At 72.0% G+C, this 25,693-nt stretch carries 22 protein-coding genes and 3 pseudogenes; 24 read left to right on the top strand and 1 reads right to left on the bottom strand.

Annotated features, from left to right (window positions below):
• The first annotated feature begins 287 nt into the window (after positions 1–287).
• The 4 genes from JE024_RS10275 (at position 288) to ffh (ending at position 6,223) form a co-directional block, all read left to right on the top strand.
• Positions 288–1,643, top strand: a complete 1,356-nt coding sequence (locus JE024_RS10275; RefSeq protein WP_205373293.1) for an ammonium transporter — start codon at positions 288–290, stop codon at positions 1,641–1,643.
• A complete protein-coding gene (locus JE024_RS10270) occupies positions 1,640–1,978 on the top strand; it encodes a P-II family nitrogen regulator (protein ID WP_005311372.1) in 339 nt (112 codons plus the stop codon). Before JE024_RS10275 ends, JE024_RS10270 begins: the two co-directional genes overlap by 4 nt.
• A gap of 73 nt (positions 1,979–2,051) precedes the next feature.
• Positions 2,052–4,499: a [protein-PII] uridylyltransferase gene (locus JE024_RS10265; protein ID WP_205373292.1), complete on the top strand. Its 2,448-nt coding sequence runs from the start codon at positions 2,052–2,054 to the stop codon at positions 4,497–4,499.
• 170 nt (positions 4,500–4,669) lie between these two features.
• The gene (gene ffh, locus JE024_RS10260) at positions 4,670–6,223 is read left to right on the top strand and encodes a signal recognition particle protein (protein ID WP_205373291.1); all 1,554 of its coding nucleotides are present in this window, start codon (positions 4,670–4,672) and stop codon (positions 6,221–6,223) included.
• 127 nt (positions 6,224–6,350) lie between these two features.
• Here ffh and JE024_RS10255 read toward each other — a convergent pair whose 3' ends face one another.
• A complete protein-coding gene (locus JE024_RS10255; protein ID WP_205373290.1) occupies positions 6,351–7,235 on the bottom strand; it encodes an SAM-dependent methyltransferase in 885 nt (294 codons plus the stop codon).
• A 208-nt stretch (positions 7,236–7,443) separates the two neighbouring features.
• Here JE024_RS10255 and proS point away from each other — a divergent pair, with 208 nt between their 5' ends.
• The 20 genes and pseudogenes from proS (at position 7,444) to whiG (ending at position 25,683) form a co-directional block, all read left to right on the top strand.
• Positions 7,444–8,856 (top strand): proline--tRNA ligase, encoded by a 1,413-nt coding sequence (gene proS / locus JE024_RS10250; RefSeq protein ID WP_205373289.1) that lies wholly within the window; start codon positions 7,444–7,446, stop codon positions 8,854–8,856.
• A 185-nt stretch (positions 8,857–9,041) separates the two neighbouring features.
• Positions 9,042–9,671, top strand: coding sequence for a hypothetical protein (locus JE024_RS10245; RefSeq protein WP_205373288.1), 630 nt, complete (start codon positions 9,042–9,044; stop codon positions 9,669–9,671).
• Positions 9,672–9,910: 239 nt separating this feature from the next.
• Complete coding sequence (gene rpsP / locus JE024_RS10240) at positions 9,911–10,354, top strand: 30S ribosomal protein S16 (RefSeq protein WP_147988342.1); 444 nt, start codon at positions 9,911–9,913, stop codon at positions 10,352–10,354.
• A 2-nt stretch (positions 10,355–10,356) separates the two neighbouring features.
• Positions 10,357–10,596 carry an RNA-binding protein gene (locus tag JE024_RS10235; RefSeq protein WP_003958958.1) on the top strand — a complete coding sequence of 80 codons (240 nt, stop codon included), beginning with the start codon at positions 10,357–10,359 and terminating at the stop codon, positions 10,594–10,596.
• A gap of 186 nt (positions 10,597–10,782) precedes the next feature.
• Positions 10,783–11,361, top strand: a complete 579-nt coding sequence (gene rimM, locus JE024_RS10230; protein ID WP_205373287.1) for a ribosome maturation factor RimM — start codon at positions 10,783–10,785, stop codon at positions 11,359–11,361.
• The gene (gene trmD, locus JE024_RS10225) at positions 11,361–12,182 is read left to right on the top strand and encodes a tRNA (guanosine(37)-N1)-methyltransferase TrmD (RefSeq protein WP_205373286.1); all 822 of its coding nucleotides are present in this window, start codon (positions 11,361–11,363) and stop codon (positions 12,180–12,182) included. The genes rimM and trmD overlap by 1 nt, the downstream gene beginning before the upstream one ends.
• Before the next feature lie 126 nt (positions 12,183–12,308).
• On the top strand, positions 12,309–12,659 hold the full coding sequence (rplS, locus tag JE024_RS10220; RefSeq protein ID WP_205373285.1) for a 50S ribosomal protein L19: 351 nt from the start codon (positions 12,309–12,311) through the stop codon (positions 12,657–12,659).
• Positions 12,660–12,752: 93 nt separating this feature from the next.
• Positions 12,753–13,553 carry a signal peptidase I gene (lepB, locus tag JE024_RS10215; RefSeq protein WP_205373284.1) on the top strand — a complete coding sequence of 267 codons (801 nt, stop codon included), beginning with the start codon at positions 12,753–12,755 and terminating at the stop codon, positions 13,551–13,553.
• Positions 13,546–14,629, top strand: a pseudogene (gene lepB / locus JE024_RS10210) (signal peptidase I). The gene lepB (JE024_RS10215) and the pseudogene lepB (JE024_RS10210) overlap by 8 nt, the downstream one beginning before the upstream one ends.
• Positions 14,523–15,428 (top strand): signal peptidase I, encoded by a 906-nt coding sequence (gene lepB, locus JE024_RS10205; RefSeq protein WP_205373283.1) that lies wholly within the window; start codon positions 14,523–14,525, stop codon positions 15,426–15,428. The pseudogene lepB (JE024_RS10210) and the gene lepB (JE024_RS10205) overlap by 107 nt, the downstream one beginning before the upstream one ends.
• A 218-nt stretch (positions 15,429–15,646) precedes the next feature.
• Positions 15,647–16,387 carry a signal peptidase I gene (gene lepB, locus JE024_RS10200; protein ID WP_205373282.1) on the top strand — a complete coding sequence of 247 codons (741 nt, stop codon included), beginning with the start codon at positions 15,647–15,649 and terminating at the stop codon, positions 16,385–16,387.
• Positions 16,377–16,883, top strand: a complete 507-nt coding sequence (locus tag JE024_RS10195) for an NUDIX hydrolase (RefSeq protein ID WP_205373281.1) — start codon at positions 16,377–16,379, stop codon at positions 16,881–16,883. Before lepB (JE024_RS10200) ends, JE024_RS10195 begins: the two co-directional genes overlap by 11 nt.
• 55 nt (positions 16,884–16,938) lie before the next feature.
• Positions 16,939–17,247: a DUF2469 domain-containing protein gene (locus JE024_RS10190; protein ID WP_055510545.1), complete on the top strand. Its 309-nt coding sequence runs from the start codon at positions 16,939–16,941 to the stop codon at positions 17,245–17,247.
• Between the two features lie 149 nt (positions 17,248–17,396).
• Positions 17,397–17,759 (top strand): YraN family protein, encoded by a 363-nt coding sequence (locus tag JE024_RS10185; RefSeq protein WP_205373280.1) that lies wholly within the window; start codon positions 17,397–17,399, stop codon positions 17,757–17,759.
• Entirely contained in the window at positions 17,759–19,375 is a 1,617-nt protein-coding gene (locus JE024_RS10180; RefSeq protein ID WP_205373279.1) for a YifB family Mg chelatase-like AAA ATPase, read from the top strand. Before JE024_RS10185 ends, JE024_RS10180 begins: the two co-directional genes overlap by 1 nt.
• Before the next feature lie 212 nt (positions 19,376–19,587).
• Positions 19,588–20,337, top strand: a pseudogene (locus tag JE024_RS10175) (DNA-processing protein DprA); the annotation flags it as partial.
• A 59-nt stretch (positions 20,338–20,396) separates the two neighbouring features.
• Positions 20,397–21,593: a tyrosine-type recombinase/integrase gene (locus JE024_RS10170; RefSeq protein WP_205373278.1), complete on the top strand. Its 1,197-nt coding sequence runs from the start codon at positions 20,397–20,399 to the stop codon at positions 21,591–21,593.
• Positions 21,586–24,069 (top strand): tyrosine-type recombinase/integrase, encoded by a 2,484-nt coding sequence (locus JE024_RS41025; RefSeq protein ID WP_244882747.1) that lies wholly within the window; start codon positions 21,586–21,588, stop codon positions 24,067–24,069. Before JE024_RS10170 ends, JE024_RS41025 begins: the two co-directional genes overlap by 8 nt.
• 38 nt (positions 24,070–24,107) lie before the next feature.
• Positions 24,108–24,608 (top strand): annotated as a pseudogene (locus JE024_RS41020) (DNA-processing protein DprA); the annotation flags it as partial.
• Positions 24,609–24,846: 238 nt separating this feature from the next.
• On the top strand, positions 24,847–25,683 hold the full coding sequence (whiG, locus tag JE024_RS10160; protein WP_205373276.1) for an RNA polymerase sigma factor WhiG: 837 nt from the start codon (positions 24,847–24,849) through the stop codon (positions 25,681–25,683).
• The last annotated feature ends 10 nt before the right edge of the window (positions 25,684–25,693 follow it).

The following is a 25,693-nucleotide window of genomic DNA, read 5'->3' as shown; positions in this document are numbered from 1 at the left end:
ACCCCGGCCGCGGCCCCCACCCCGACAGACCGACTCGGCTCCCCCCGTGCCAAGTCACCGGAGTGGGCGCCGCGGCCGGTTGGTGATGTGGGCAGATGGTACGTCCGGGCCCCCCGGACGATCAGGACGTTCATGGCGACGTAACACGCAGGACCCCTTCGTCACGGCCGCGAAACATCGAGCGGCATCGGCGGAAACCGCGCTGCGCGAATCTCATGGCGCATAACCGGCCCGCTCTACCGCCCGGCTCCGCCCGCACGCGGCCGCACGACGACGAGGAGACGCCGATGCCCCCAGGCATCTCGACCCTTGCCGCAGACGCTCCCGAGCTGTCTGCCGCCAACACAGGGTTCATGCTCATCTGTTCCGCCCTGGTGATGCTCATGACACCGGCCCTCGCCTTCTTCTACGGAGGCATGGTCCGCGTCAAGAGCACCCTGAACATGCTGATGATGAGCTTCATCAGCCTCGGGATCGTCACCATCCTCTGGGTGCTGTACGGCTTCAGCCTCGCCTTCGGCACCGACTCCGGTTCGCTCATCGGCTGGAGCGCGGACTACGTCGGCCTCAGCGGCATCGGCGTGACCGAACTGTGGGACGGCTACACCATCCCGGTCTACGTCTTCGCCGTCTTCCAGCTCATGTTCGCGGTGCTCACCCCCGCGCTGATCAGCGGCGCCCTCGCCGACCGCGTCAAGTTCACCGCCTGGGCGCTGTTCATCGCCCTGTGGGTGACCGTCGTCTACTTCCCGGTCGCGCACTGGGTGTGGGGCTCGGGCGGCTGGCTGTTCGAGATGGGCGTCATCGACTTCGCCGGCGGCACCGCCGTCCACATCAACGCCGGCGCCGCGGCGCTGGGCGTCATCCTCGTCATCGGCAAGCGCGTCGGCTTCAAGAAGGACCCGATGCGCCCGCACAGCCTCCCGCTGGTGATGCTCGGCGCCGGTCTGCTGTGGTTCGGCTGGTTCGGCTTCAACGCCGGCTCCTGGCTCGGCAACGACGACGGCGTCGGCGCGGTGATGTTCGTCAACACGCAGGTCGCCACCGCCGCCGCGATGCTCGCCTGGCTCCTCTACGAGAAGATCCGCCACGGCGCCTTCACCACCCTCGGCGCGGCCTCCGGCGCGGTCGCCGGCCTGGTCGCCATCACCCCGGCGGGCGGCTCCGTCTCCCCGCTCGGCGCCATCGCGGTCGGTGCCATCGCCGGTCTGGTGTGCGCCCTGGCCGTGGGCCTGAAGTACAAGTTCGGCTACGACGACTCCCTCGATGTCGTCGGCGTGCACCTCGTCGGCGGTGTCATCGGCTCCCTGCTGGTCGGCTTCTTCGCCACCGGCGGAGTCCAGTCCGACGCCGCGGGCCTCTTCTACGGCGGCGGCCTGGAGCAGCTCGGCAAGCAGGCCATCGGCGTCTTCGCGGTCCTGGCCTACTCTCTGGTGGTCTCCGCCCTCCTCGCCCTCGTCCTCCACAAGACGATCGGCATGAGGGTCGACGAGGACGACGAGGTCTCCGGCGTCGACCAGATCGAGCACGCCGAGACCGCGTACGACTTCAGCGGCGCGGGCGGCGGTGCCGCCTCCCGCAAGGCCGTACCCGCACCGGTCGACACCGCGGCCGCGGCAGAATCCAAGAAGGTGGACGCATGAAGCTCATCACCGCAGTCGTGAAGCCGCACCGGCTGGACGAGATCAAGGAGGCCCTCCAGGCCTTCGGCGTCCAGGGGCTCACGGTCACGGAGGCCAGCGGCTACGGCCGGCAGCGCGGCCACACCGAGGTCTACCGCGGCGCGGAGTACACCGTCGACCTGGTCCCCAAGATCCGCATCGAGGTGCTGGTCGAGGACGACGACGCCGAACAGCTCGTCGATGTGATCGTCAAGGCCGCCCGGACCGGCAAGATCGGTGACGGCAAGGTCTGGAGCGTCCCGGTGGACACCGCCGTGCGGGTCCGCACCGGCGAGCGCGGTCCGGACGCCCTGTAGGAAGCGACGACGCCCTCCGCCCGCCCCCGGGGACACCCCGGGGGCGGGCGGGCACCGAAAAGGAGCCGCCGGAGTGACGAGCCTCGATGTGACCCATGGAACGGAAGACTCGGGACCCGGCGGATACGCGGCGGCCCGGCTGCGCCTTCTCTCGGAGAAGGAGCGGTCCGGGCCGTCGCGCCGTGCGTCCCTCGCCCGGCTGACCGACGACTGGCTGGCCGGCCTGTACGCCGCCGCCGCGGCGGACACCGGTGTCAGGGGGGCCGCCCTGGTCGCCGTCGGCGGCTACGGGCGCGGCGAGCTGTCCCCCCGCAGCGACCTCGACCTGCTGCTCCTCCACGACGGGAACGACCCCGCGGCCGTCGCCGCGCTGGCCGACCGCATCTGGTACCCGGTCTGGGACCTGGGCCTCGCCCTCGACCACTCGGTGCGCACCCCGGCCGAGGCCCGCGGCACCGCGGCCGAGGACCTCAAGGTGCAGCTCGGCCTGCTCGACGCCCGGCCCGTCGCCGGCGACCTCGGCCTGGTGGCCGCCCTGCGCACCTCGGTGCTCGCCGACTGGCGCAACCAGGCCCCCCGGCGGCTCCCCGAGCTGGACGCCCTGTGCCGCGAGCGCGCCGAGCGCCAGGGCGAGCTCCAGTACCTCCTCGAACCGGACCTCAAGGAGGCCCGCGGCGGCCTCCGGGACGTCACCGCCCTCGGCGCCGTCGCCGCCTCCTGGCTGGCCGACGCCCCCCGCGAGGGCCTCGCCGAGGCCCGGCGCGTCCTCCTGGACGTCCGCGACGCCCTCCATCTGTCCACCGGCCGCGCCACCGACCGCCTCGCCCTCCAGGAACAGGACCAGGTCGCCGCCGAGCTCGGCCTGCTCGACGCCGACGCCCTGCTCCGCCAGGTCTACGAGGCCGCGCGGACCGTCTCCTACGCCGGCGACGTCACCTGGCGCGAGGTGGGCCGCGTGCTGCGCTCCCGTGCCGTGCGGCCGAGGCTGCGCGCCATGCTCAGCGGCGGACGGGCTCCCCAGCCCGAGCGCACCCCGCTCGCCGAAGGGGTCGTCGAGCAGGAGGGCGAGGTCGTGCTCGCCCGCACCGCCCGGCCCGACCGCGACCCCGTGCTGCCGCTGCGCGCCGCCGCCGCGGCGGCCCAGGCCGGGCTGCCGGTCTCCCGGTACGCGGTGCGCCGCCTCGCCCAGGCGGCCCCGCCGCTGCCCGTGCCGTGGCCCGCCGAGGCCCGCGAGCAGCTCGTCACCCTGCTCGGCGCCGGAGAGGCGACCGTCCCCGTCTGGGAGGCCCTGGAGGCCGAGGGGATCGTCACCCGGCTGGTGCCCGACTGGGAGCGGGTCCGCTGCCGGCCGCAGCGCAACGCCGTGCACACCTGGACCGTCGACCGCCACCTGGTGGAGACCGCCGTCAAGGCGTCGGCGCTCACCCGCCGTGTGGGCCGCCCCGACCTGCTGCTCGTCGCCGCCCTGCTGCACGACATCGGCAAGGGCTGGCCCGGCGACCACTCCGAGGTCGGCGAGACGATCGCCCGGGACATCGCCGCCCGGATCGGCTTCGACCGGGCCGACGTGGGCGTCGTCGCCACCCTCGTACGGCAGCATCTGCTGCTCGTCGAGACCGCCACCCGGCGGGACCTGGACGACCCGGCGACCGTCGAGTCCGTCGCCAAGGCGGTCGGCTCGGCGAGCACGCTGGAGCTGCTGCACGCCCTCACCGAGGCGGACGCCCTCGCGACCGGGCCCGCCGCCTGGTCCTCCTGGCGCGGCTCGCTCGTCGCCGACCTGGTGCGCCGGGCCGCCGCCGTCCTCGCCGGCGACACCCCCGCCGACCCGGAGCAGGCCGCCCCCAGCGCCGAACAGGAACGCCTCGCCATGGAGGCGCTGCGCACCGGCGAGCCCGTGCTCGCCCTGCACACCGAGCCGCCCGCGCCCGCGGAGGACGGCGAACCGGAACCCGTCGGCGTGGAGCTGCTCATCGCCCTGCCCGACCAGCAGGGCGTGCTGCCCGCCGTCGCCGGCGTGCTCGCCCTGCACCGGCTGACCGTCCGCGCCGCCGACCTGCGCGCCGTGGAGCTGCCCACCGGCGCCGGCGAGACGTCGGTGCTGGTGCTGAACTGGCGGGTCGCCGCCGAGTACGGCTCCCTGCCGCAGGCCGCCCGGCTGCGGGCCGACCTCGTGCGGGTCCTCGACGGCTCGCTGGACATCCGCGGCCGCCTCGCGGAGCGCGAGGCGGCCTATCCGCGGCGCCGGGGCATCACCGCCCCGCCGCCGCGGGTGACCGTGGCACCCGCCGGTTCCCGGCTCGCCACCGTGATCGAGGTCCGCGCCCACGACGCCCCGGGGCTGCTGCACCGGATCGGCCGCGCGCTGGAGGGGGCCGCGGTGCGGGTCAGGAGCGCGCACGTCTCGACGCTGGGAGCGAACGCCGTGGACGCGTTCTACGTGACCGGGACCGACGGTGTGCCGCTCGGAGACACGGCGGCCAGGGCGCTCGCGGGGAGCGTGGAGGAAGCGCTGCGCTGAGCGGCACGGGGGCGGGACGGGCCCACGGCCCGCCGCCCCCCCGCCCCTCGCGCGGGGCCTCCACGGTGCCCGCGGTCAGCCGGATCCGGCAGGCGAGGACGATTGCGCCGCGCGGCCGGATACCCTGGAGGGCGATCCAACGCCCCCGACTCCTGAGGACCGACGCCGCCGTGTTCGACACTCTCTCCGATCGCCTCTCAGCGACCTTCAAGAACCTGCGTGGCAAGGGGCGCCTGTCCGAGGCCGACATCGACGGCGCGGCCCGCGAAATCCGCATCGCCCTGCTCGAGGCCGACGTCGCCCTGCCCGTCGTCCGGGAGTTCATCAAGCAGGTCAAGACCCGCTCGCTGGGCGCCGAGGTCTCCAAGGCGCTCAACCCCAGCCAGCAGGTCGTCAAGATCGTCAACGAAGAGCTGGTCGGGATCCTCGGCGGGGAGACCCGGCGTCTGCGGTTCGCCAAGACCGCGCCGACCGTGATCATGCTCGCCGGCCTCCAGGGCGCGGGCAAGACCACCCTGGCCGGAAAGCTCGGCCTCTGGCTGAAGGGCCAGGGCCACTCGCCGCTGCTCGTCGCCTGCGACCTCCAGCGCCCCAACGCCGTCACCCAGCTCTCCGTCGTCGCCGAGCGCGCCGGCGTCGGCTTCTATGGCCCGCAGCCGGGCAACGGCGTCGGCGACCCGGTCCAGGTCGCCAAGGACTCCGTCGAGTACGCGCGCACCAAGCAGTTCGACATCGTGATCGTCGACACCGCCGGCCGGCTCGGCATCGACCAGGAGCTGATGGAGCAGGCCGCGGACATCCGCGACGCCGTCCAGCCCGACGAGGTCCTCTTCGTCGTCGACGCCATGATCGGTCAGGACGCGGTCAACACCGCCGAGGCGTTCCGCGACGGCGTCGGCTTCGACGGCGTGGTCCTCTCCAAGCTCGACGGCGACGCCCGGGGCGGTGCCGCGCTCTCCATCGCGCACGTCACCGGCAAGCAGATCATGTTCGCCTCCAACGGCGAGAAGCTGGACGAGTTCGACGCGTTCCACCCGGACCGCATGGCGTCCCGCATCCTCGGCATGGGCGACATGCTCTCGCTGATCGAGAAGGCCGAGCAGACCTTCAGCCAGGAAGAGGCCGCCAAGATGGCCTCCAAGCTGGCGAGCAGCAAGGGCAAGGAGTTCACGCTCGACGACTTCCTCGCCCAGATGGAGCAGGTCCGCAAGATGGGCTCCATCAGCAAGCTGCTCGGCATGCTGCCGGGCATGGCCCAGATGAAGGACCAGATCAACAACATCGACGAGCGCGACGTGGACCGCACGGCCGCGATCATCAAGTCGATGACCCCGGGCGAGCGCACGGATCCGACGATCATCAACGGCTCCCGCCGTGCCCGTATCGCCCGCGGTTCCGGTGTCGACGTCAGCGCGGTGAAGAACCTCGTCGAGCGCTTCTTCGAGGCGCGCAAGATGATGTCGCGGATGGCCCAGGGCGGCGGCATGCCGGGGATGCCCGGCATCCCGGGGATGGGCGGCGGCCCCGGCCGGCAGAAGAAGCAGCAGAAGCAGGCCAAGGGCAAGCGCAAGAGCGGCAACCCGATGAAGCGCAAGGCCGAGGAGGCCGAGGCCGCGGCACGGCGCGAGCAGGCCCAGCAGGGCGGCGGCGCGTTCGGGCTGCCGGCGGGGGAGCCGGGCAAGGACTTCGAACTGCCCGACGAGTTCAAGAAGTTCATGGGCTGAGCACCCGCACCGGCCCGTAGGAAGGGGCCCGCGGACCGTCACCGGTCCCCGGGCCCCTTCCGTGTCGCCGGGCCCCTTCCGTGTCCCCGGGCCGCCGGGGCACCGCCCCGGCGGCCCGGGGGGCTGCTCAGGGGACGCGGGCGATCAGGTAGCGGAAGACGTTCGGCATCCAGACCGTCCCGTCGGGCCTGCGGTACGGGTGCAGCGCCTCGGCGATCTCCTTGGCGACCTGGTCGGCGTCGCTCTCGCGCGCCGCCGCGTCGTACAGGCCGGTGGACATCAGCCCGCGCACCGCGCTGTCCGCGTCCGCGTAGCCGAAGGGGCAGGCGACCCGGCCCGAGCCGTCCGGCCGCAGGCCCGCGCGTGCGGCCACGTCCTCCAGGCCGTCCCGCGGGGAGGCGGGCCCGCTCGCCCTGCCCGGGCGGCCTTTGTGCGCCACCCGCAGCACGCCGGAGGTGGCACAGCGCTCGGGCGGTCCCCAGCCGGTGAGCACCACCGCGGCGCCGCGCTCCGCGCCGGCGACGGCCTCGCGCAGGGCCTCCTCCAGCCACTGGGCGTCACCCGCGCCGCCGCCGATCGGCTGGAAGGCGGTGATCAGGTTCCACGCGGGGCGCCCGGGGTCGTGCACGGCGTCCGTCCCGGCGGCCAGCCGGGCGTCAGCGGACGGCGGGACGGAGGCGGACATCCGCTCCCGGGCCAGGTCCAGCCTGCCGGGGTCGCTCTCGGTGCCCGTCACCGCCGCACCGCGCGCCGCGGCGATCAGCAGGGCGAGGCCCGAGCCGCAGCCGAGACCGAGCAGCCGGGAACCGGCGCCGACCTCCAGCCGTTCGTACACCGCCTCGTACAGCGGCACCAGCATGCGCTCCTGGATCTCGGCCCAGTCCCTGGCCCGTGCCCGGGCGAGGACGTCCGGGCAGTCGTGCCCCGCCGGAGCGGACCGGTCCGCTTGTACAGCCTGAGGAGAGGACGCCGACGCCGTGCGGTGCCGGTTCCGGACGAGCGTGGATGCCATCAATACGCCCCATTCCGCCGTGAGAGTCGGTTGTGCCCCGAAGGACAGGCCCCTGGTGCGTTCGTGCCGCGCCTTCCGTATGCCAGGGAACTGCGCGGGCGCCCCCGCGTCCAGGGGTTGTGCGGCATTGCTTGCGCGCCCGGTGCGTGCGCCCCGGGTCACATGGCCGATTCCCGTCCCGGTCCCATGTCGCCGTACCATGCGCGCCATGGCCAAGACACCTGTGCTGACACCCCAGGCGGAGGACTTCCCGCGCTGGTACCAGGACCTGATCAACAAAGCCGAACTGGCGGACAACGGCCCGGTGCGCGGCACCATGGTCATCCGACCGTACGGCTACGGCCTGTGGGAGCGGATGCAGCAGGAGATGGACGCCCGCATCAAGGACGCGGGCGCTCAGAACGCCTACTTCCCGCTCTTCATCCCCCAGTCTTACCTGACTCGCGAGGCTGAGCACGTCGAGGGCTTCGCGCCCGAACTCGCGGTGGTCACCCACGGCGGCGGCAAGGAGCTCGAGGAGCCGGTCGTGGTGCGGCCGACCTCCGAGACGATCATCAACGACTACTTCTCGAAATGGGTGCAGAGCTACCGCGATCTGCCCCTGCTGATCAATCAGTGGGCCAACGTGGTCCGTTGGGAGATGCGCCCCCGGGTCTTCCTGCGCACCACCGAGTTCCTCTGGCAGGAGGGCCACACCGCCCACGCCACCTACGAGGACGCCCGCGACTACGCCGCGTACATCCACCGCGAGGTGTACGCGGACTTCATGGTCAACGTGCTCGGCATCGACGTGGTGCTCGGCCGCAAGACCCCGAGGGAGCGCTTCGCCGGGGCGATCAACACCCTCACCCTCGAAGGGATGATGGGCGACGGCAAGGCGCTCCAGATGGGCACCAGCCACGAGCTCGGCACCAACTTCGCCAAGGCCTTCCAGACCCGCTACCTGACGGCCGACGGCCGGCAGGAACTGGTGTGGCAGACCTCGTGGGGCACCTCGACCCGGATGGTCGGCGGCCTGATCATGTCGCACGGCGACGACAACGGCCTGCGGGTGCCGCCGCGGCTGGCGGCGGTCCAGGTCGTGGTCATGGCGATCAAGGGAGAGGAGTCGGTCGCCCGGGTCCGGGAGCTGGGCGACACGCTCAGGGCGGCCGGGCTGCGCGTCCACGTCGACGACCGGGTGGACACCCCGTTCGGACGCCGGGCGGTCGACTGGGAGCTCAAGGGCGTGCCGGTGCGGATCGAGATCGGGCCGCGCGACCTGGAGGCGGGCACCGCGATGCTGGTCCGCCGCATCCCCGGCGGCAAGGAGGCGGTCCCCGCCGACGCGCTGACCGCCCTGCTGCCCAAGGTCCTCGACGACGACCAGGCCCTGCTGCTGGAGCAGTCACGCCACCGCCGCGAGTCGCGTACGGCCGACGTCGCCACGGTGGCCGAGGCCGCCGAGGCGGCCGTGGCGGGCGGCTGGGCGCGGATCCCCTGGGCGGTGCTGGGCGAGGAGGGCGAGGCGAAGCTCGCCGAGCAGGCGGTCTCGGTGCGCTGTCTGGTGGCCGAGGACGGGTCGGTGCCCGACGCCGACGACGCCCCCGGTACCGTCGCCCTCGTGGCGCGCGCCTACTGAGTACCGACGGGGGCGTGCGAGACGAACCGCGCGCCCCCGAGTGCGCGCACCGGAGCGTGATCGGACGGTTACGCACCACCTTGGTGTGAGCTGTGCGCCTTCTCCGGGGATCCGCCCACCCGCCCCCCTCGGCGGCATCGGCAGCGAACTGACGGGTACGTGCAAAATATTTGCGATGCCCCGGAATGGAACCCGGGAGCCCTCCGGCTCGTTGTCACGACGTGAGCACGACACCACCTGTTCTCGCCGCAGAGCTGGCACAGGCGTGGGCCGACATTCAGCGGTACCACCCCGAACTGCCGGATCTGGCCGCGCCAGAGTCCCTGATCGGAGAGTCCTCGTCCGCCTGCGGCGCCGAGCTCTCCTTCGAGCGACTGCTCCACGAGGCAGTCCACGGCATCGCCGCCGCGCGAGGAGTCCGCGACACCTCGCGCGCCGGCCGCTACCACAACCGCCGATTCCTCGCGATCGCCGAGGAGATGGGCCTCGACCACCCCGAGGAGCCGCACCCGAGCAGCGGTTTCTCCCTGGTCACGCTCAACCCCGAGGCCAAGCGGCGGTACCGCCCCACCATCGAGCGGCTGCAGCGCGCACTCAAGGCGCACACCGCCGCGACGGCGTCCGACACCAAGCGCTCCTTCCGGGGGCCTGCCGCACGGCACGGTTCCTCCGGCGGAGGGGTGCGGGTGAAGGCCGTCTGCGACTGCGGCCGCAACGTCAGAGTCGTCCCGTCCGTCCTCGCCCAGGCGCCCATCGTCTGCGGCGGCTGCGGCAAGCCCTTCCGTATCCCCGACGTCGTCGGCGCCGCGAGCTGAGCGGGCGGGCGCGGCGAGCGCTCCACCCGCCGGGCCCCGGTGTCGCCGACGGGGGCGACGGCCGTGCCGGGCGGGTGAAGAGCCCCTGCGCACGTGTGGCACAATGGCTAGCTGTACTCGACAGCCGCACAGGAACCCTCTCGCCTCCGGCTGACGCGTCCATCGGGCACCCGAGTACCGCAACCCCACGTGGCATCTCGTTGTGCCCAACCACGTCAAGACCAGGAGACACCACTCCCGTGGCAGTCAAGATCAAGCTGAAGCGTCTCGGCAAGATTCGCCAGCCCCACTACCGCATCGTCGTCGCCGACTCCCGTACCCGCCGTGACGGCCGGGCCATCGAGGAGATCGGGCTGTACCACCCGACGTACAACCCCTCGCGCATCGAGGTCGACTCGGAGCGTGCGCAGTACTGGCTGTCCGTCGGCGCCCAGCCGACCGAGCCGGTCCTCGCCATCCTGAAGCTCACCGGTGACTGGCAGAAGGCCAAGGGCCTGCCCGCCCCGGAGAAGCCGCTGCTGGCCCCGGCCACCAAGGAAGACAAGCGCGCCTCCTTCGACGCCTTCGCCAAGGCCATCGAGGGTGACGACGCCAAGGGCGAGGCCATCACGCCGAAGGCCAAGAAGGCCGACAAGAAGGCGGACGAGGCCGAGGCCGCTCCCGCCGAGTCGACCGAGGCCTGAGCATGCTCGAGGAGGCTCTCGAGCACCTCGTGAAGGGCATCGTCGACAACCCGGACGATGTGCAGGTCGCCTCGCGCAATCTGCGCCGCGGCCGCGTACTCGAGGTCCGGGTGCACCCCGACGATCTCGGCAAGGTGATCGGCCGCAACGGCCGCACCGCGCGCGCCCTGCGCACCGTCGTGGGCGCCATCGGCGGCCGTGGCATCCGTGTCGACCTCGTCGACGTGGACCAGGTCAGCTGATCTGAAGTGGAACACCGGCCCGGGGTCAGCCCCGGGGCCGGTCGCAGCACCGGCTCGGGCCGGGGAGGGCTCCAGGGCCCGCCCCGGCCCGTCGTCGTCTACGCCGTACCGGTGGCCGCGCCCTCCGTCGCCGCTGTGTCGCACGGGCCGGGCCGGCCGTCCGGGAGAACCGAAGGAGTGGCAAGCGTGCAGCTTGTGGTGGCGCGGATCGGACGCGCCCATGGCATCAAGGGCGAGGTCACCGTCGAGGTGCGCACGGACGAGCCGGAGCTGCGGCTCGGCCCCGGCGCCGTGCTGGCCACCGACCCCGCGGGCGCGGGCCCGCTGACGGTCGCGGCGGGCCGGGTGCACAGCGGCAGGCTGCTGCTGCGCTTCGAGGGCGTGGCCGACCGCAACGCCGCCGAGGCGCTGCGCAACACCCTGCTGATCGCCGCGGTGGACCCGGAGGAGCTTCCCGAGGACCCCGAGGAGTACTACGACCACCAGCTCATGGACCTCGACGTGGTCCTGGCCGACGGCACGGAGATCGGCCGGATCACCGAGATCAGCCACCTCCCGTCGCAGGACCTGTTCATCGTCGAACGGCCCGACGGCAGCGAGGTCATGATCCCCTTCGTCGAGGAGATCGTCGCCGAGATCGACCTGGAGGAGCAGCGGGCCGTCATCACCCCGCCGCCCGGTCTGATCGACGACACCCAGGCCGAGATCGCCTCCGCCCGCGACTCCTCGGAGTCCGCCCGCGACTCCTCGGAGGAGGGGTCCTGATGCGGATCGACGTCGTCACGATCTTCCCCGAGTACCTCGAACCGCTGAACGTCTCTCTGGTCGGCAAGGCGCGCGCCCGGGGGCAGCTCGGCGTCCGTGTGCACGACCTGCGGGACTGGACGTACGACCGCCACAACACGGTCGACGACACCCCCTACGGCGGCGGTCCCGGCATGGTCATGAAGACCGGGCCCTGGGGCGACGCCCTCGACGACGTGCTGGCCGGCGGCTACGAGGCCGGGGCCCACGGCCCCGCCCTGGTCGTGCCCACCCCCAGCGGGCGCCCCTTCACCCAGGAACTGGCCGTCGAACTCTCCGAGCGCCCCTGGCTCGTCTTCGCCCCCGCCCGCTACGAGGGCATCGACCGCAGGGTCATGGACGAGTACGCGACCCGGATGCCCGTCTACGAGGTCTCCATCGGCGACTACGTGCTGGCCGGCGGGGAGGCCGCCGTGCTGGTCGTCACCGAGGCCGTGGCCCGGCTGCTGCCCGGGGTGCTGGGCAACGCGGAGTCCCACCGCGACGACTCGTTCGCCCCGGGGGCCATGGCCGACCTGCTGGAGGGGCCGGTCTACACCAAGCCCCCCGTCTGGCGCGGACGGGAGATCCCGGACGTGCTGGTCAGCGGTCACCACGGGAAGATCGCGCGCTGGCGCAGGGACGAGGCGTTCCGCCGCACGGCGGCCAACCGGCCCGACCTGATCGAGCGCTGCGACCCGGCCGGCTTCGACAAGAAGGACCGCGAGATCCTCTCCATGCTCGGCTGGTCACCCGAGCCCGGAGGGCGATTTTGGCGCAGGCCGGAGCTCATGGAAGAATGAGCCGCTGCTGTACGTCCGGCCGGCGCCCCTGCCACAGGGGGAACGACGCCCGCCCGGCGTGAGCACCCCCATCTGATCACGACATTCCGTCGATGACCTGTGGCATTGACGAGGAAGCAGAACACCATGGCTCACCTGCTCGACAGCGTCAACGCGGCCTCGCTGCGCTCCGACGTCCCCGCCTTCCGTCCCGGCGACACCGTGAACGTCCACGTGCGCGTCATCGAGGGCAACCGCTCCCGTATCCAGCAGTTCAAGGGCGTCGTCATCCGCCGCCAGGGCGCGGGCGTGAGCGAGTCCTTCACGGTCCGCAAGGTCTCCTTCTCCGTCGGCGTCGAGCGCACCTTCCCGGTGCACAGCCCGATCTTCGAGAAGATCGAGCTCGTCACCCGCGGTGACGTCCGCCGTGCGAAGCTCTACTACCTCCGCGAGCTGCGCGGCAAGGCCGCCAAGATCAAGGAGAAGCGCGACAAGTGAGCCGTCGCCCGCCCGGCCCGCGAGGGCCGGACGGACGCTGAGCTCGTACGCGCGTCCGGTGTTCACAGGGCGGCCGGATAGGCTCTGCCCCCGATGGACACCGAAGCACAGCACCCGGAGCGCGACCGCTCCTCCACCCCCGACGAGGGGGCCGCGGAGGAGGGGTCGCGCTCCGCGCGTTTCTCCCGGCTCGCCCGCGGCGGCGACGGCCGGGCGCGCCTCTCCCTGCGCACCGCCGCGCTGATCGGCGTGGCCTGCACCGTGTTCGTGCTGCTGTTCAGCCACTTCGTGGTCCAGCCGTTCCAGATCCCGAGCAGCTCCATGGAGCCCACGCTCCGCGTCGGGGACCGGATCCTGGTGAACAAGCTCGCCTACGGGTCCGACTCCCGCCCGGCCCGCGGCGACATCGTCGTCTTCGACGGCAGAGGTTCCTTCGTGCGTGCGGAACTGACGGAAAATCCCGTGAGTTCCGTAGTACGAGAGGGGCTCGCCGCTCTCGGCCTCGCCGAACCGGCCGACACCGACTTCGTCAAGCGTGTGGTGGGCACCGGCGGTGACCGGGTGGTCTGCTGCGACGACGAGGGCAGGATCGAGGTGAACGGTGTGGCGGTCGACGAGGGCTATCTCCATCCCGGCGACGTGCCGTCCGAGGTGGCCTTCGACATCGTCGTCCCCGCGAACCGCCTGTGGGTCATGGGCGACCACCGGGGCAACTCCAGCGACTCCCGGGACCACCTCGGGGATCCGGGCGGCGGCATGGTCCCCGTCGAGAAGGTGATCGGCCGGGCCGACTGGATCGGCTGGCCGGCCGGGCGCTGGACCTCACTCGAACCGACCGGCGCCTTCCGGCACGTGCCCCCGCCCAGCGGTGTCGTCGGCGGCGGGCATGGGTAACCGCGGCCGCCCGGCGGGCCATCGGGCCGACACCCGGCTGCCCACCGGGACCCGCCGCACCGACGGCGGCCGCTCGCTGCCCGGGCGCGCCGAGCGGCGCAGGCTCGCGAGGAAGGTCAAGCGCAAGCGCCGCCGCTCCGCCGTCAAGGAGGTCCCCCTCCTCATCACGGTCGCCCTGCTCATCGCCCTGGTGCTCAAGACGTTCCTGGTCCAGGCGTTCGTCATCCCCTCCGGATCGATGGAGCAGACCATCCGCATCCAGGACCGGGTGCTGGTGGACAAGCTCACCCCGTGGTTCGGCTCCCGGCCCGAGCGCGGCGACGTCGTCGTCTTCAAGGACCCGGGCGGCTGGCTGCCGAGCGAGGAGAAGCCGGCCGGCGAGGACCCGGTCGTCGTCAAGCAGGTCAAGCAGGTCCTCACCTTCATCGGTCTGCTGCCGTCGGCCGACGAACGCGACCTGATCAAGCGGGTGATCGCGGTGGGCGGCGACACCGTGAAGTGCTGCGACGCGAACGGCCTGGTCACGGTCAACGGCGTACCCTTGAACGAGCCCTATCTGCACCCCGGCAACGCGCCGTCGACGATCTCCTTCGAGGTCCGGGTGCCCGAGGGGCGGCTCTTCGTGATGGGAGACCATCGCTCCGACTCCGCCGACTCCCGTTTCCACCTCAGGGAGGAAGGGCAGGGGACCGTGTCAGAGGACCAGGTCGTCGGGCAGGCCGTGGTGATCGCCTGGCCGCTGGGACACTGGCGCCGCCTGGAGGAACCGGGGACCTTCGCGTCCGTTCCCAGCGCGCGCGTTGGGACACCGGCGGCGGCGGCGCCGTCGCATAGTGTGTCCTCCCAGGATCTGAACGGAATGGTCCTGCTCCCGACCCCTGCGGAACTCCCGCTCGTTATGGGAGTGGTGGGCCTGTTCCTTGTACGGGGCAGGCGGTTCCTGCGGAGTGAGGAGTGGATGTGGGGGACGTGGCGGTCGGCGCACGGTCCGGGCACGACGATCCCGAGGAGAGGCCGGGGCGTCTCCCCGAGCAGCCCTCGGACGCGAGCGGAGCGGCTCCGGCGGGCGGCGGTGACGACGACGAGCCGGAGGGCAGCGGTACGGGACAGAAGAAGCAGCGATCCTTCTGGAAGGAACTGCCGCTCCTGATCGGTATCGCGCTGCTGCTGGCGCTGCTGATCAAGACCTTCCTGGTGCAGGCGTTCTCCATTCCGTCGGATTCGATGATGAACACCCTCCAGCGCGGTGACCGGGTGCTGGTGGACAAGCTCACGCCCTGGTTCGGCTCCGAGCCCGAGCGCGGCGAGGTCGTCGTCTTCCACGACCCGGGCGGCTGGCTGGAGGGCGAGCCCACTCCGGAGCCCAACGTCCTCCAGGAGTTCCTCAGCTTCATCGGTCTGATGCCCTCCGCCGAGGAGAAGGACCTGATCAAGCGGACCATCGCGGTCGCCGGCGACACGATCGAGTGCAAGAAGGGCGGCCCGGTCATCCTGAACGGCAAGCCCCTCGACGAGACCTACCTCTACCCCGGCAGCTCCGCCTGCGACGACCAGCCCTTCGGCCCGTTCAAGGTGCCCGAGGACCGGATCTGGGTGATGGGCGACAACCGCCAGAACTCCCAGGACTCCCGCTACCACATGGAGGACGTCAACCGCGGCTTCGTCCCGGTGGACAAGGTCGTCGGCCGAGCCGTCGTCGTCGCCTGGCCGCTGAACCGCTGGGCCACCCTGCCGGTGCCCGCCACCTACGACCAGCCGGGACTCGACGCCGCCGCGGCGATCGCCCCGCCGGCCCTGGGCCTCGCGGGCGCGGTGCCCCTGGTGCTGTGGCGCCGCCGGCGCCTGACCGCCGGGGCCACGGGCGCGCGCGGCTGAACGGGGCGGGGCGGCGCCGGGCCGGTGGCGACACCGCCCGGCCCACCGTGCGTCACCGGCGCACCCGGGGTGACGAGTGCGTAGGCGCCCGGGGCCCCGCGCCGGTCCCCGGGGCCGATTCCGGGTGCTGACCCGGGGCCGTACCGCCGGGTAGGGTGCCTCGCGGACCGCAGATCCCCGCGACGCAGCGGGGTACCGATCTCTCCGAGGAGCGCTGGATGGCCGGTACAGGACGTGACGGTGCCGGCGGCGGCCGGCTGGGCAGCGCGCTGTCCGGCATAGCCGTGGCCGTCGGCTGTGTGCTCTTCCTCGGCGGGTTCGTCTGGGGAGCCCTCGTCTACCAGCCGTACACGGTCCCGACCGACTCCATGGTCCCGACGGTCAACGTCGGCGACCGGGTGCTCGCCGAGCGGACGGGCGGCGAGGACGTCCGTCGCGGCGACGTGGTGATCTTCCGCGACAAGGACTGGGGGAACCTCCCCATGGTCAAGCGGGTCGTCGGCGTCGGCGGCGACGAGGTCGCCTGCTGCGGGGACGGCGGGCGCCTGACCGTCAACGGCAGGCAGCTCGACGAACCGTATCTGCGCGCCGAGGGGCCGGCCGCGGAGAGCTTCACCGCCAAGGTGCCCGAAGGCCATCTCTTCCTGATGGGCGACGACCGCAGGACCTCGCTGGACTCGCGCTCCCATCTCCAGGAATCGGGCAACGGCTCCGTCCCCCGGTCCGCCGTCGAGGCCCGTGTCGACGCGATCGCCTGGCCGCTGGACGGCGGCATGGTGGCGCGTCCCGAGGCCTTCACGGAGCTGCCGGGCGGGGTCTCGCAGCCCGGTCCCGTGAAGCTGATGCTCGGTGCGGTGCTGGCCGGCGCCGTGCTCATCGTGGGCGGTGCCGCCTACGGGACCGTGGCCGGCCGGATCTCCCGGGCGCGCCGGAAGCCGGAGGCCGCGGGTGTCGCCTGAGCCGCCGGCCGCAGCGGTGCGGCGCAGGGTCGCCAGGGTCGTGCTGCTCGACCCCGAGGACCGCATCCTTCTGCTGCACGGCTTCGAGCCGGCCGATCCCGCCGACGACTGGTGGTTCACGCCGGGCGGCGGGCTGGAGGGCGACGAGACCCGTGAGCAGGCCGCGCTGCGCGAGCTGGCCGAGGAGACCGGGATCACCGAGGTGGAACTCGGGCCGGTGCTCTGGCGGCGTCAGTGCTCCTTCCCGTTCGACGGCCGCCGCTGGGACCAGGACGAGTGGTACTTCCTCGCCCGCACGACGACGACCGAGACCGCCCCGGCCGGGCTGACCGAGCTGGAGCGGCGCAGTGTCTCCGGCCTCAGGTGGTGGACCTCCGCCGAACTGTCGGCGGCGCGTGAGACGGTGTACCCGACCAGGCTCGCCGAGCTGCTGCGTACGCTGCTCGACGAGGGACCTCCGAGTACGCCGGTGGTCCTCGCCCCGGAAATCGCATAGGGGCGCGGGGCGCTGGCGCACAATAGGGGGACGCAAGGCTGAAGGGGAACATGCCATGAGCGCCGAGGACCTCGAGAAGTACGAGACCGAGATGGAGCTGAAGCTCTACCGGGAGTACCGAGACGTCGTCGGGCTGTTCAAATACGTGATCGAGACGGAGCGCCGCTTCTACCTCACCAACGACTACGAGATGCAGGTGCACTCGGTCCAGGGCGAGGTGTTCTTCGAGGTCTCGATGGCGGACGCCTGGGTCTGGGACATGTACCGGCCGGCCAGGTTCGTGAAGCAGGTGCGCGTCCTCACGTTCAAGGACGTGAACATCGAGGAGCTCAACAAGAGCGACCTGGAGCTCCCGAGCAGCTGAGGTCCCCCGGCCTTTGGCCGGTCTCCGCCCGTCTTTCACTCCCACGGGTGACGGAGTTGTCCACAGCGAGCCGCTTGTCCACGGCTTTCCTCCATGATCCACACGGGTGGGGCCCAGGCCCCAGAGTCGGTGCCGGAGGTGGTGCCGACATGAACGCGACGCGCGCACTGGGACGGTACGGCGAGGATCTGGCGGCCCGGCGGCTGGCCGGGTCCGGCATGCGGCTGCTGGCGAGGAACTGGCGCTGCGGACGGGCCGGAGAGATCGACATCGTGGCCCATGAGGGCGACGTCCTCGTCGTCTGCGAGGTCAAGACCCGCAGGGCCGGTTCCCACGGGCAGCCGATGGCGGCGGTGACCCCCGCCAAGTCCAGGAGGCTCAGACACCTGGCGGAGTGCTGGGCGGCCCGCCACGGGGGAGCGCCACCGGGCGGGATCCGCGTCGATCTGGTGGGCGTGGTGCTGCCCCGTAGGGGCGCCGCCGTGCTGGAGCACGTCAGGGGGGTGGCGTGATGGGCTTCGCCCGCGCGTGTTCCGTGGCCCTCGTCGGCGTCGAGGGCGTGGTGGTCGAGGTCCAGGCCGACCTGGAGCCCGGAGTGGCCGCCTTCACCCTGGTGGGCCTGCCCGACAAGAGCCTCGTCGAGAGCCGTGACCGGGTCCGGGCGGCGGTGGTCAACTCGGGGGCCGAGTGGCCGCAGAAGAAGCTCACGGTGGGCCTCAGCCCCGCGTCCGTCCCCAAGGGCGGCAGTGGCTTCGACCTGGCCGTGGCGGTGGCGGTGCTGGCCGCCGCCGAGCGGATCGACCCCCGGCAGATCGCCGATCTGGTGCTGATCGGCGAACTCGGGCTCGACGGGCGGGTCCGTCCGGTGCGCGGGGTGCTGCCCGCCGTCCTCGCGGCGGCCGAGGCGGGCTACGACCAGGTGGTCGTCCCGGAGCAGACGGCCGGGGAGGCGTCCCTGGTGCCCGGGGTGTCCGTCCTCGGCGTCCGCACCCTGCGGCAGCTCATCGCGGTGCTCGCCGACGAACCGGTGCCCGACGAGGAGCCCGTCGCCCCCGGCCGCCCCGACCCGGCGCTCGCCGGGCTGCTGGTCCCGGGAGCCGGGGTCGGCACCGGGCTGAGCGCCGCCCCGGACACCGGCGGCGGGCCCGACCTGGCCGACGTCGCCGGTCAGCGGACCGCCCGCACCGGGCTGGAGGTCGCCGCGGCGGGCGGGCACCACCTGCTGCTCACCGGCCCGCCGGGCGCGGGCAAGACGATGCTGGCCGAGCGGCTGCCGGCCGTGCTCCCGCCGCTGACCCGGCGGGAGTCGCTGGAGGTCACCGCGGTCCACTCGGTGGCGGGCATCCTCCCGCCGGGCGAGCCCCTCGTCCGCACCGCCCCGTACTGCGCCCCGCACCACTCGGCCACGATGCAGGCCCTGGTCGGCGGCGGGCACGGGCTGCCGAGGCCCGGCGCGGTCTCCCTCGCCCACCGGGGCGTGCTCTTCCTCGACGAGGCGCCCGAGTTCTCCGGCAAGGCGCTCGACGCGCTGCGCCAGCCCCTGGAGTCCGGCCATGTCGTGGTCGCCCGGAGCGGAGGCGTCGTGCGGCTGCCCGCCCGCTTCCTCATGATGCTCGCGGCGAACCCGTGCCCCTGCGGGCGCCACACCCTGCACGGCTCGGGCTGCGAGTGCCCGCCGTCTGTCGTCCGCCGCTACCAGGCCCGGATGTCCGGGCCGCTGCTCGACCGGGTGGACCTGCGGATCGAGGTCGAGCCGGTCAACCGCTCGGAGCTGATGGGCGGCGGGCGCGGGGAGTCGACCGCGGAGGTCGCCGCACGGGTGCGGGAGGCCAGGGCCCGGGCCGCGGCCCGGCTCCAGGGCACCGGCTGGACGGTCAACAGCGAGGTCCCCGGCCATGAGCTGCGCACCCGCTGGACGGTGGCCCCCGGGGCCCTGGCGGTCGCCGAGCGCGACATCGAGCGCGGGCTGCTCACCGCGCGCGGCCTCGACCGGGTGCTGCGCGTCGCCTGGACGATCGCCGACCTCCGAGGGCGCGACCGGCCCGAGGCGGTGGACGTGGCGCTCGCGCTGGAGCTGCGCACCGGGATCGCCCGCGGCGCCGCCACCCTGACGGGAGCGGCGCGGTGAGCCCCGGGCCGGAGACGGCGGTCGCCGGGGGAGAGCCCGCCCCGGGGGGCGGTGCGGTGCGCCGGGGGCGGGCGCCGGACGGTGCGGCCGCCGGTGCGCGGCAGCCCGTGGCCGAGGGGGTGCAGGTCGCCGAGGGTGGGCCGCCCTTGATCGAGGGGGTGCCGGCTGCTGGGGGTGGGCCGCCCCTGGCCGAGGCGGTGCAGGCTGCCGGTGTGCGCCAGCTCGCGGCCGAGAGGGCGCCGGCTGCCGGGGGTGAGCCGCTCGCGGCCGAGGACGCGGCGGGGCCCGGATCCGTGGCCGGTGGCGAGCGGGAGCGGGTGGCGCGTGCCGCGCTCACCCAGATCCTGGAGCCCGGCGACGAGCGGAACGGTCGCTGGCTGCGCCGGTTCGGCGCCGAGGGGCTGCTGGGCCTGCTGATGTCCGATGGGGAGCCGCCCGGCGCCCCGCTGCCCGGAGTCTCCGCGCGCGGTCTCGTCGGCCTGCGGGCCCGTGCGGCGGACGTCGTCCCCGGCCGTCGGCTGGACGCGGCCCGTGCGGCCGGGGGCAGGTTCGCCGTGCCGGGCGACGCGGAGTGGCCGACCCAGCTCGACGACCTCGGCGACGCCCGGCCCATCGGCCTGTGGGTCCGGGGCGGCTTCGATCTCCGCAGATGGGCGCTGCGCTCCGTCGCCCTGGTCGGCGCCCGCGCCTGCACGCCCTACGGAGCCCACATGGCCACCACGCTGGCGGCCGGTCTCGCGGAGCGGGGCTGGGTGGTGGTGTCGGGCGCCGCGTTCGGGGTCGACGGCGCCGCGCACCGAGGGGCGCTCGCGGCGGGCGGCGCCACCGTCGCCGTCCTCGCCTGCGGGGTCGACACCGCTTACCCCAGGGGCCACGCCGAGCTCATCGGAAGGATCGCGCGACAGGGGCTGCTCGTCAGCGAGTTGCCGCCCGGGGAACACCCGACCGCGAGCCGGTGTGTTAACTGCACCAAGTCTCTGATCATGAAGCGAGATGATCTACGTCTTCGAGGAAGTGTGTCTTGCAAGATCTGCACCGCCAGCTAATCGAGGGCCAGGCCGATGTGCCCCGTGTCGGCTCGGTCGTCGAGCTGGAGTCGATACCGCGGTACGCCGTTCTCGGGCCTGACGGGACCCCGGTCGCTCCCGTCGTCCCGTACCTGCGGGGTCTGACCCTGGACGACAACCGGCCGCTGACCGTCAGGAGCTACGCGTACGACCTCCAGCGCTGGTTTCGGCTGCTGTGGTTCCTAGACGTCCCCTGGGACAGGGCAACCGAGGCGGAAGCCTCCGCGCTGGTGGGCTGGCTCCGGCTGGCTCCGAACCCCCAACGACGCCGGCGGAAGCCAGACGCCCCACGACCCGGCTCGGTGAATCCCCGCACCGGCAAGCCCTATCTCAAGGCGGGGTACGCGCCCTCAACGATCAACCACTGCCTGACCGTGATCTGCAGCTTCTACGCCTACCACCGGCACTACAACCGAGGTCCGCTGATCAACCCGGTGCCGGAGGCAGCCGCCCAGCGCCGAGCCCTCGCACACAGGGCTCCGGACGGCACGGTCCCGCAATTCCGGCGGGCCCGCTTGCGCCAGCGTGTTCGGCAGACCGACCCCCGGTCCATTCCCGACGCGATGTGGGACGAGCTCTTCGAGGCGATGACCTGCGACCGGGACCGGGCGGCCATCCTGCTCTACGTCTCCAGCGGCTCCCGGGCCGGCGAACTTCTCGGCGTCACCCCCGGTGACATCGACTGGGCCAAGCAGATGATCTACGTGGTGACCAAGGGCACCGACGATCGCGAGCCCGTTCCCGCGAGCCCTCAAGCCCTGACGATCCTGGCCGCCTACCTCGACACGATCGGGCTTCCGCCGGCTCACGAGCCGGTCCTGCGGACGATGCGGGGGCCGGACCGGCCGCTGACCTACTCGGCGATGCGGCGGGTCTTCCAGCGGGTGAACGAGAAACTCGGCACGAACTGGACCCTGCACGACCTGCGGCACACCGCCGCGAACCGAATGGCGAACGACCCGAACCTCACCCTCGCCCAGGTCCGAGCGATCTTGCGACACACCGATCTTGCGACCACCGGCCGCTACCTCAATGCCCGAGTGGAGGATCTCTTCGACGCTCTGCAGGCCCACTACAGCCGCCCCCGGGTCCAGCGCACGTTCTCCGCTGGCTACGACGCCGAGGACATCAAGGCGGTGTTCGGTGGCTGATCACTCGACGGTCGAGGTCTCCACTGTCCGTAATCGGCGCCAGAACTACGCCGAGGCCCCGCGGGTCAAGGCACCGACGAGGTTCTCGAGGGCTTCGGCCAAAGCAGCGCCGGCACCCCGGCCGGAGAGGCCCCCGGCGCCGCTTGGGGACCTGTCGACGGTCGGCATCGCGGACTTGTGCGACCTGACCGGGATGGTCTGGCCGAAGGAGTCGAGGTCCGGGGCAGGGAAGCGCCGAGCGGCGATCCGCATTCTCTTCGGCCACTTGGCGACGCTGCCCGGGAACACCTGGCAAGAGCGATGGGAGGCGAGCGCTTTCAACGGCGAGAACGCCCTGTCAGTCAGAGTCCTGGGTCGCGAGGATGCACCCTGGGAGCGAAGCGACCTCCTCTCCGCGCTGAAGTTGGCGTTCGTGGCGAGGATCATCCAGCCCTCGCTGCCCGGGTTCCGGGCGAACAAGTTCAGTGACTACGCCGATCCGTTCCGGCAGGTCCAGAAGGACCCTCGCCTGGACGAGTTCTTCGCAGTAGTCGATGCTCAGCACCACCTGACCGCAGTGCACCGGCAGCGCGCGAAATTCGACCTGACCTGCGCTCTCACCACGCAGGGCATCACCATGGAGCATCTGACTCCCTCGGCTCTGCTGCACTACTCGATCGAGAGCAAGCGCCTGGGGCTCACCCATGGAGCCAACGGGGACACGACTCGGTTCGCGGCCCTGGGCACCTGGGAGATCCTGCACAGGATGGGGCACTTTCCGCCTGAGACGAGCCCGACCCTGCGGGCCTTCACCTACGCCGGTCAGCGAAGCGTCGAGGAACTTGTCGACGCCTACGGCATCAAGAACGTCGAGATCCGGCAGCTCCTGATCGACTACCTGGCTCGCCGCCGAGCGGACACGGACTACGTCACCCTTCAGGCATTGGCCCGCCAGCTGGCCAGCCTGTTCTGGGCCGTCATCGAAGAGCTCAACCCCGATCAGCGCGACCTGAACCTCAGCCAGGAGCTCTATGACCAGTGGCGGGCTGAAATCCAGTACTGGCGGAGGGACGGCAAAACCGACCGCACCCGCCTCCGCAAGGACGCGGAATCCGTCCTGCTGGCCGTCCGCGGCCTCTACCTCGATCTCCACAGCTGGGCCATCGGTGAACCGGAACGGTGGGCCCAGTGGGTGACGCCCTGCCCGATTCTGCCCCGGGACGTGAAGGGCTTCGGCAAGCGGCGCCGTGAGGTCACCCGGCGGATGGCCGACCGCACCCGCGTTCGCCAGCCCCTTTTGCCGGTTCTCGTCCGGCACGTCGAGGAGCGCTACGAGCACCTGGCCGGCCTGTTGGAAGCTGCCCGGCCGATTCCACTGGGTGAACAGTTCGAGCACAAGGGCCGCCGCTACAGCCGCACCAACTCCCGCGAGGATCGCCGCCGGGCGAAGGTCTTGGCCGAGCCGGCCGTGAGGGTTACCGACCACGAGACCGGCGAGCTGATCCACGTGTCGATGGCCGAGGACTCCGCGTTCTGGGAGTGGGTCGCCGTTGAGATCCTGCGTCACAGCGGTATCCGCGTCGAGGAACTGGTTGAGCTCACCCACCTCAGCATTCGCCAATACGAGCGGCCCGGTGGTGAGGTCATCGCCCTCCTGGTCGTGGCCCCCTCGAAGACCGAGCGCGAGCGTGTCATCCCGATGTCCGCCGAGCTCTTCCACGCCGTCGCGCAGATCGTCCGCCGCCACACCCGCAGAGGCCACTCGATTCCCCTCTTGAGCCGCTACGACGGACACGAGAAGACCTGGTCAGAACCCATGCCGTTCCTCTTCCAACGGCAACTGGGAACCCGCCACGATGTCGTATCGCCGACAACAGTTCAGCTCATGATCCGCCGCAGCTGCGAAGAGATCGCCGAAACGAACCCCGCCTTCGCCGGCACCAAGTTCACACCGCACGACTTCCGCAGGCTCTTCGCCACCGACATCGTCAACGGCGGCCTGCCGATCCACATCGGCGCAGCCCTACTCGGACATCTGAATCTCCAGACCACTCAGGGCTACGTCGCGGTCTTCGCCGAGGACATCGTCAAGCACTACCAGGAGTTCCTCAACCACCGCCGAACCCTGCGTCCCGAGGACGAGTACGTCGACGTCAACCGCGAGGAGTGGGACGAGTTCGAAGAGCACTTCGACAAACGCAAGGTCGAACTCGGTAACTGCGCTCGCCCCTACGGATCCCCCTGCCAGCACGAGCACGCATGCATCCGATGCCCAATGCTGCAGGTCAACCCCAAGATGCTGCCGAGGCTGGCCGAGATCGAGGAGGACCTGGTCCTCCGCCGCAAGCGCGCACAGGAGGAACAATGGCTCGGCGAGATCGAAGGCATCGACATGACCTTGACCTTTGTCCGCACCAAGCAAGCCGATGCGGCTCGACTCGCACAACGGTCGACCGTCCCACTCGGCATCCCGACCGTCCGGCCCCAGTCAGGCTGACAACAAGGATCGACTCGCTTGACTTAGTGCAGAGAAGCTTCGTGCTGCGCAACCGGGTGATCGCCGCGCTCACCCGCGGCACGGTCGTGGTGGAGGCCGAGTACCGCAGCGGCTCCCTGGTCACGGCCCGAGGGGCTCGGCGGCTCGGCCGGTTCGTCATGGGCGTCCCCGGTCCGGCGACCAGCGGGCTGTCCGCCGGTGTGCACGAACTCCTGCGCGGCGAAGGTGTGCTCGTCACCGACGCGGCGGAAGTCGTCGAGCTTGTGGGGGACATGGGTGCGCTCGCGCCCGAGCGGCTGGGACCGGTGCTGCCGAGGGATGTTCTGGAGCCCGTCGGCAGACAGGTGCTCGAAGCGCTGCCCGGCCGGGGCACGGCGACCGTGCGCGAGGTGGCGCGGGCCGCGGGCGTCCCGGAGGACGAGGCGCTCGGCAGGCTGTACGAACTGCAGTCGCTGGGCTTCACCGAACGGCACGGTACGGACTGGAAGTTGGCCCCGCGGCCGATTCGCGGTTCGAACGCGCGGCGAGGCGGTGCTTGACCTGAAGCATTCGGGTGAAAGGGTGAAGCGATGACCTTCTCGGCCATGTCTGTGACGCCTGAGGGGCCGGTGCACCGTGTGTCGGCCCCGATTCGAAGGTGTGGGCGAGAGCGCATATCCGCCGCCGACCGTTCCTCCGGCCTCGCCCACCGCGACCGCGCAGTCACGCTACGCTCGCAAGGTTCCGGCCTCGGCCGCCCTCCCCGCCCCCTCACAGCAGAACGGCTCAAGGCAACGCATGCGCCAGCACACGTTCGGGTCTGACCGCGCGGCAGCGCCGCCCGCTGCCCGTGGCACCGTGCGGCCATCGGCTCCCACCTCGCTCGAGGAGCTGTGGCGGTCGTACAAGTCCACGGGCGACGAGCGTCTGCGGGAACAGCTGATCCTCCACTACTCCCCGCTGGTCAAGTACGTGGCGGGCCGGGTCAGCGTGGGTCTGCCGTCCAATGTCGAGCAGGCGGACTTCGTCTCCTCCGGGGTCTTCGGCCTCATCGACGCCATCGAGAAGTTCGACGTCGAGCGGTCGATCAAGTTCGAGACGTACGCGATCACCCGCATCCGCGGCGCGATGATCGACGAACTGCGGGCGCTCGACTGGATCCCGCGCTCGGTGCGGCAGAAGGCCCGGGCGGTGGAGCGGGCCTACGCCACCCTGGAGGCGCAACTGCGCCGCACGCCCTCCGAGGCGGAGGTGGCGGCCGAGATGGACGTCACCGTCGAGGAACTCCACTCGGTTTTCAGCCAGTTGTCGCTCGCGAACGTCGTCGCGCTGGAGGAGCTCCTCCATGTCGGCGGCGAGGGCGGCGACCGGCTGAGCCTGATGGACACCCTGGAGGACACCGCCGCCGACAATCCCGTCGAGGTCGCCGAGGACCGGGAGCTGCGCAGGCTCCTCGCCCGGGCCATCAACACCCTGCCCGACCGGGAGAAGACCGTGGTGACCCTCTACTACTACGAGGGCCTCACCCTCGCGGAGATCGGCCATGTCCTGGGCGTCACGGAGAGCAGGGTGAGCCAGATCCACACCAAGTCGGTGCTGCAGCTCCGCGCCAAGCTGGCCGACGTCGGACGCTGACGCCCCCGTA

Source organism: Streptomyces zhihengii (genome assembly GCF_016919245.1).
Classification (GTDB): Bacteria; Actinomycetota; Actinomycetes; order Streptomycetales; family Streptomycetaceae; genus Streptomyces; species Streptomyces zhihengii.
This window is presented reverse-complemented; position numbering and strand designations above follow the sequence as displayed.

What these genes read in the sequence shown, in the direction of transcription:
- JE024_RS10180 (WP_205373279.1), top strand. Translation starts at nt 17,759, where the DNA reads ATGGGCTTCGCCCGCGCGTGTTCCGTGGCCCTCGTCGGCGTCGAGGGC.
- JE024_RS10185 (WP_205373280.1), top strand. Translation starts at nt 17,397, where the DNA reads ATGAACGCGACGCGCGCACTGGGACGGTACGGCGAGGATCTGGCGGCC.
- lepB (WP_205373284.1), top strand. Translation starts at nt 12,753, where the DNA reads ATGGACACCGAAGCACAGCACCCGGAGCGCGACCGCTCCTCCACCCCC.
- JE024_RS10235 (WP_003958958.1), top strand. Translation starts at nt 10,357, where the DNA reads ATGCTCGAGGAGGCTCTCGAGCACCTCGTGAAGGGCATCGTCGACAAC.
- JE024_RS10270 (WP_005311372.1), top strand. Translation starts at nt 1,640, where the DNA reads ATGAAGCTCATCACCGCAGTCGTGAAGCCGCACCGGCTGGACGAGATC.
- JE024_RS10255 (WP_205373290.1), bottom strand. Translation starts at nt 7,235, where the DNA reads ATGGCATCCACGCTCGTCCGGAACCGGCACCGCACGGCGTCGGCGTCC.
- JE024_RS10245 (WP_205373288.1), top strand. Translation starts at nt 9,042, where the DNA reads ATGGAACCCGGGAGCCCTCCGGCTCGTTGTCACGACGTGAGCACGACA.
- proS (WP_205373289.1), top strand. Translation starts at nt 7,444, where the DNA reads ATGGCCAAGACACCTGTGCTGACACCCCAGGCGGAGGACTTCCCGCGC.
- rplS (WP_205373285.1), top strand. Translation starts at nt 12,309, where the DNA reads ATGGCTCACCTGCTCGACAGCGTCAACGCGGCCTCGCTGCGCTCCGAC.
- lepB (WP_205373282.1), top strand. Translation starts at nt 15,647, where the DNA reads ATGGCCGGTACAGGACGTGACGGTGCCGGCGGCGGCCGGCTGGGCAGC.
- JE024_RS10190 (WP_055510545.1), top strand. Translation starts at nt 16,939, where the DNA reads ATGAGCGCCGAGGACCTCGAGAAGTACGAGACCGAGATGGAGCTGAAG.
- whiG (WP_205373276.1), top strand. Translation starts at nt 24,847, where the DNA reads ATGCGCCAGCACACGTTCGGGTCTGACCGCGCGGCAGCGCCGCCCGCT.
- JE024_RS10275 (WP_205373293.1), top strand. Translation starts at nt 288, where the DNA reads ATGCCCCCAGGCATCTCGACCCTTGCCGCAGACGCTCCCGAGCTGTCT.
- trmD (WP_205373286.1), top strand. Translation starts at nt 11,361, where the DNA reads ATGCGGATCGACGTCGTCACGATCTTCCCCGAGTACCTCGAACCGCTG.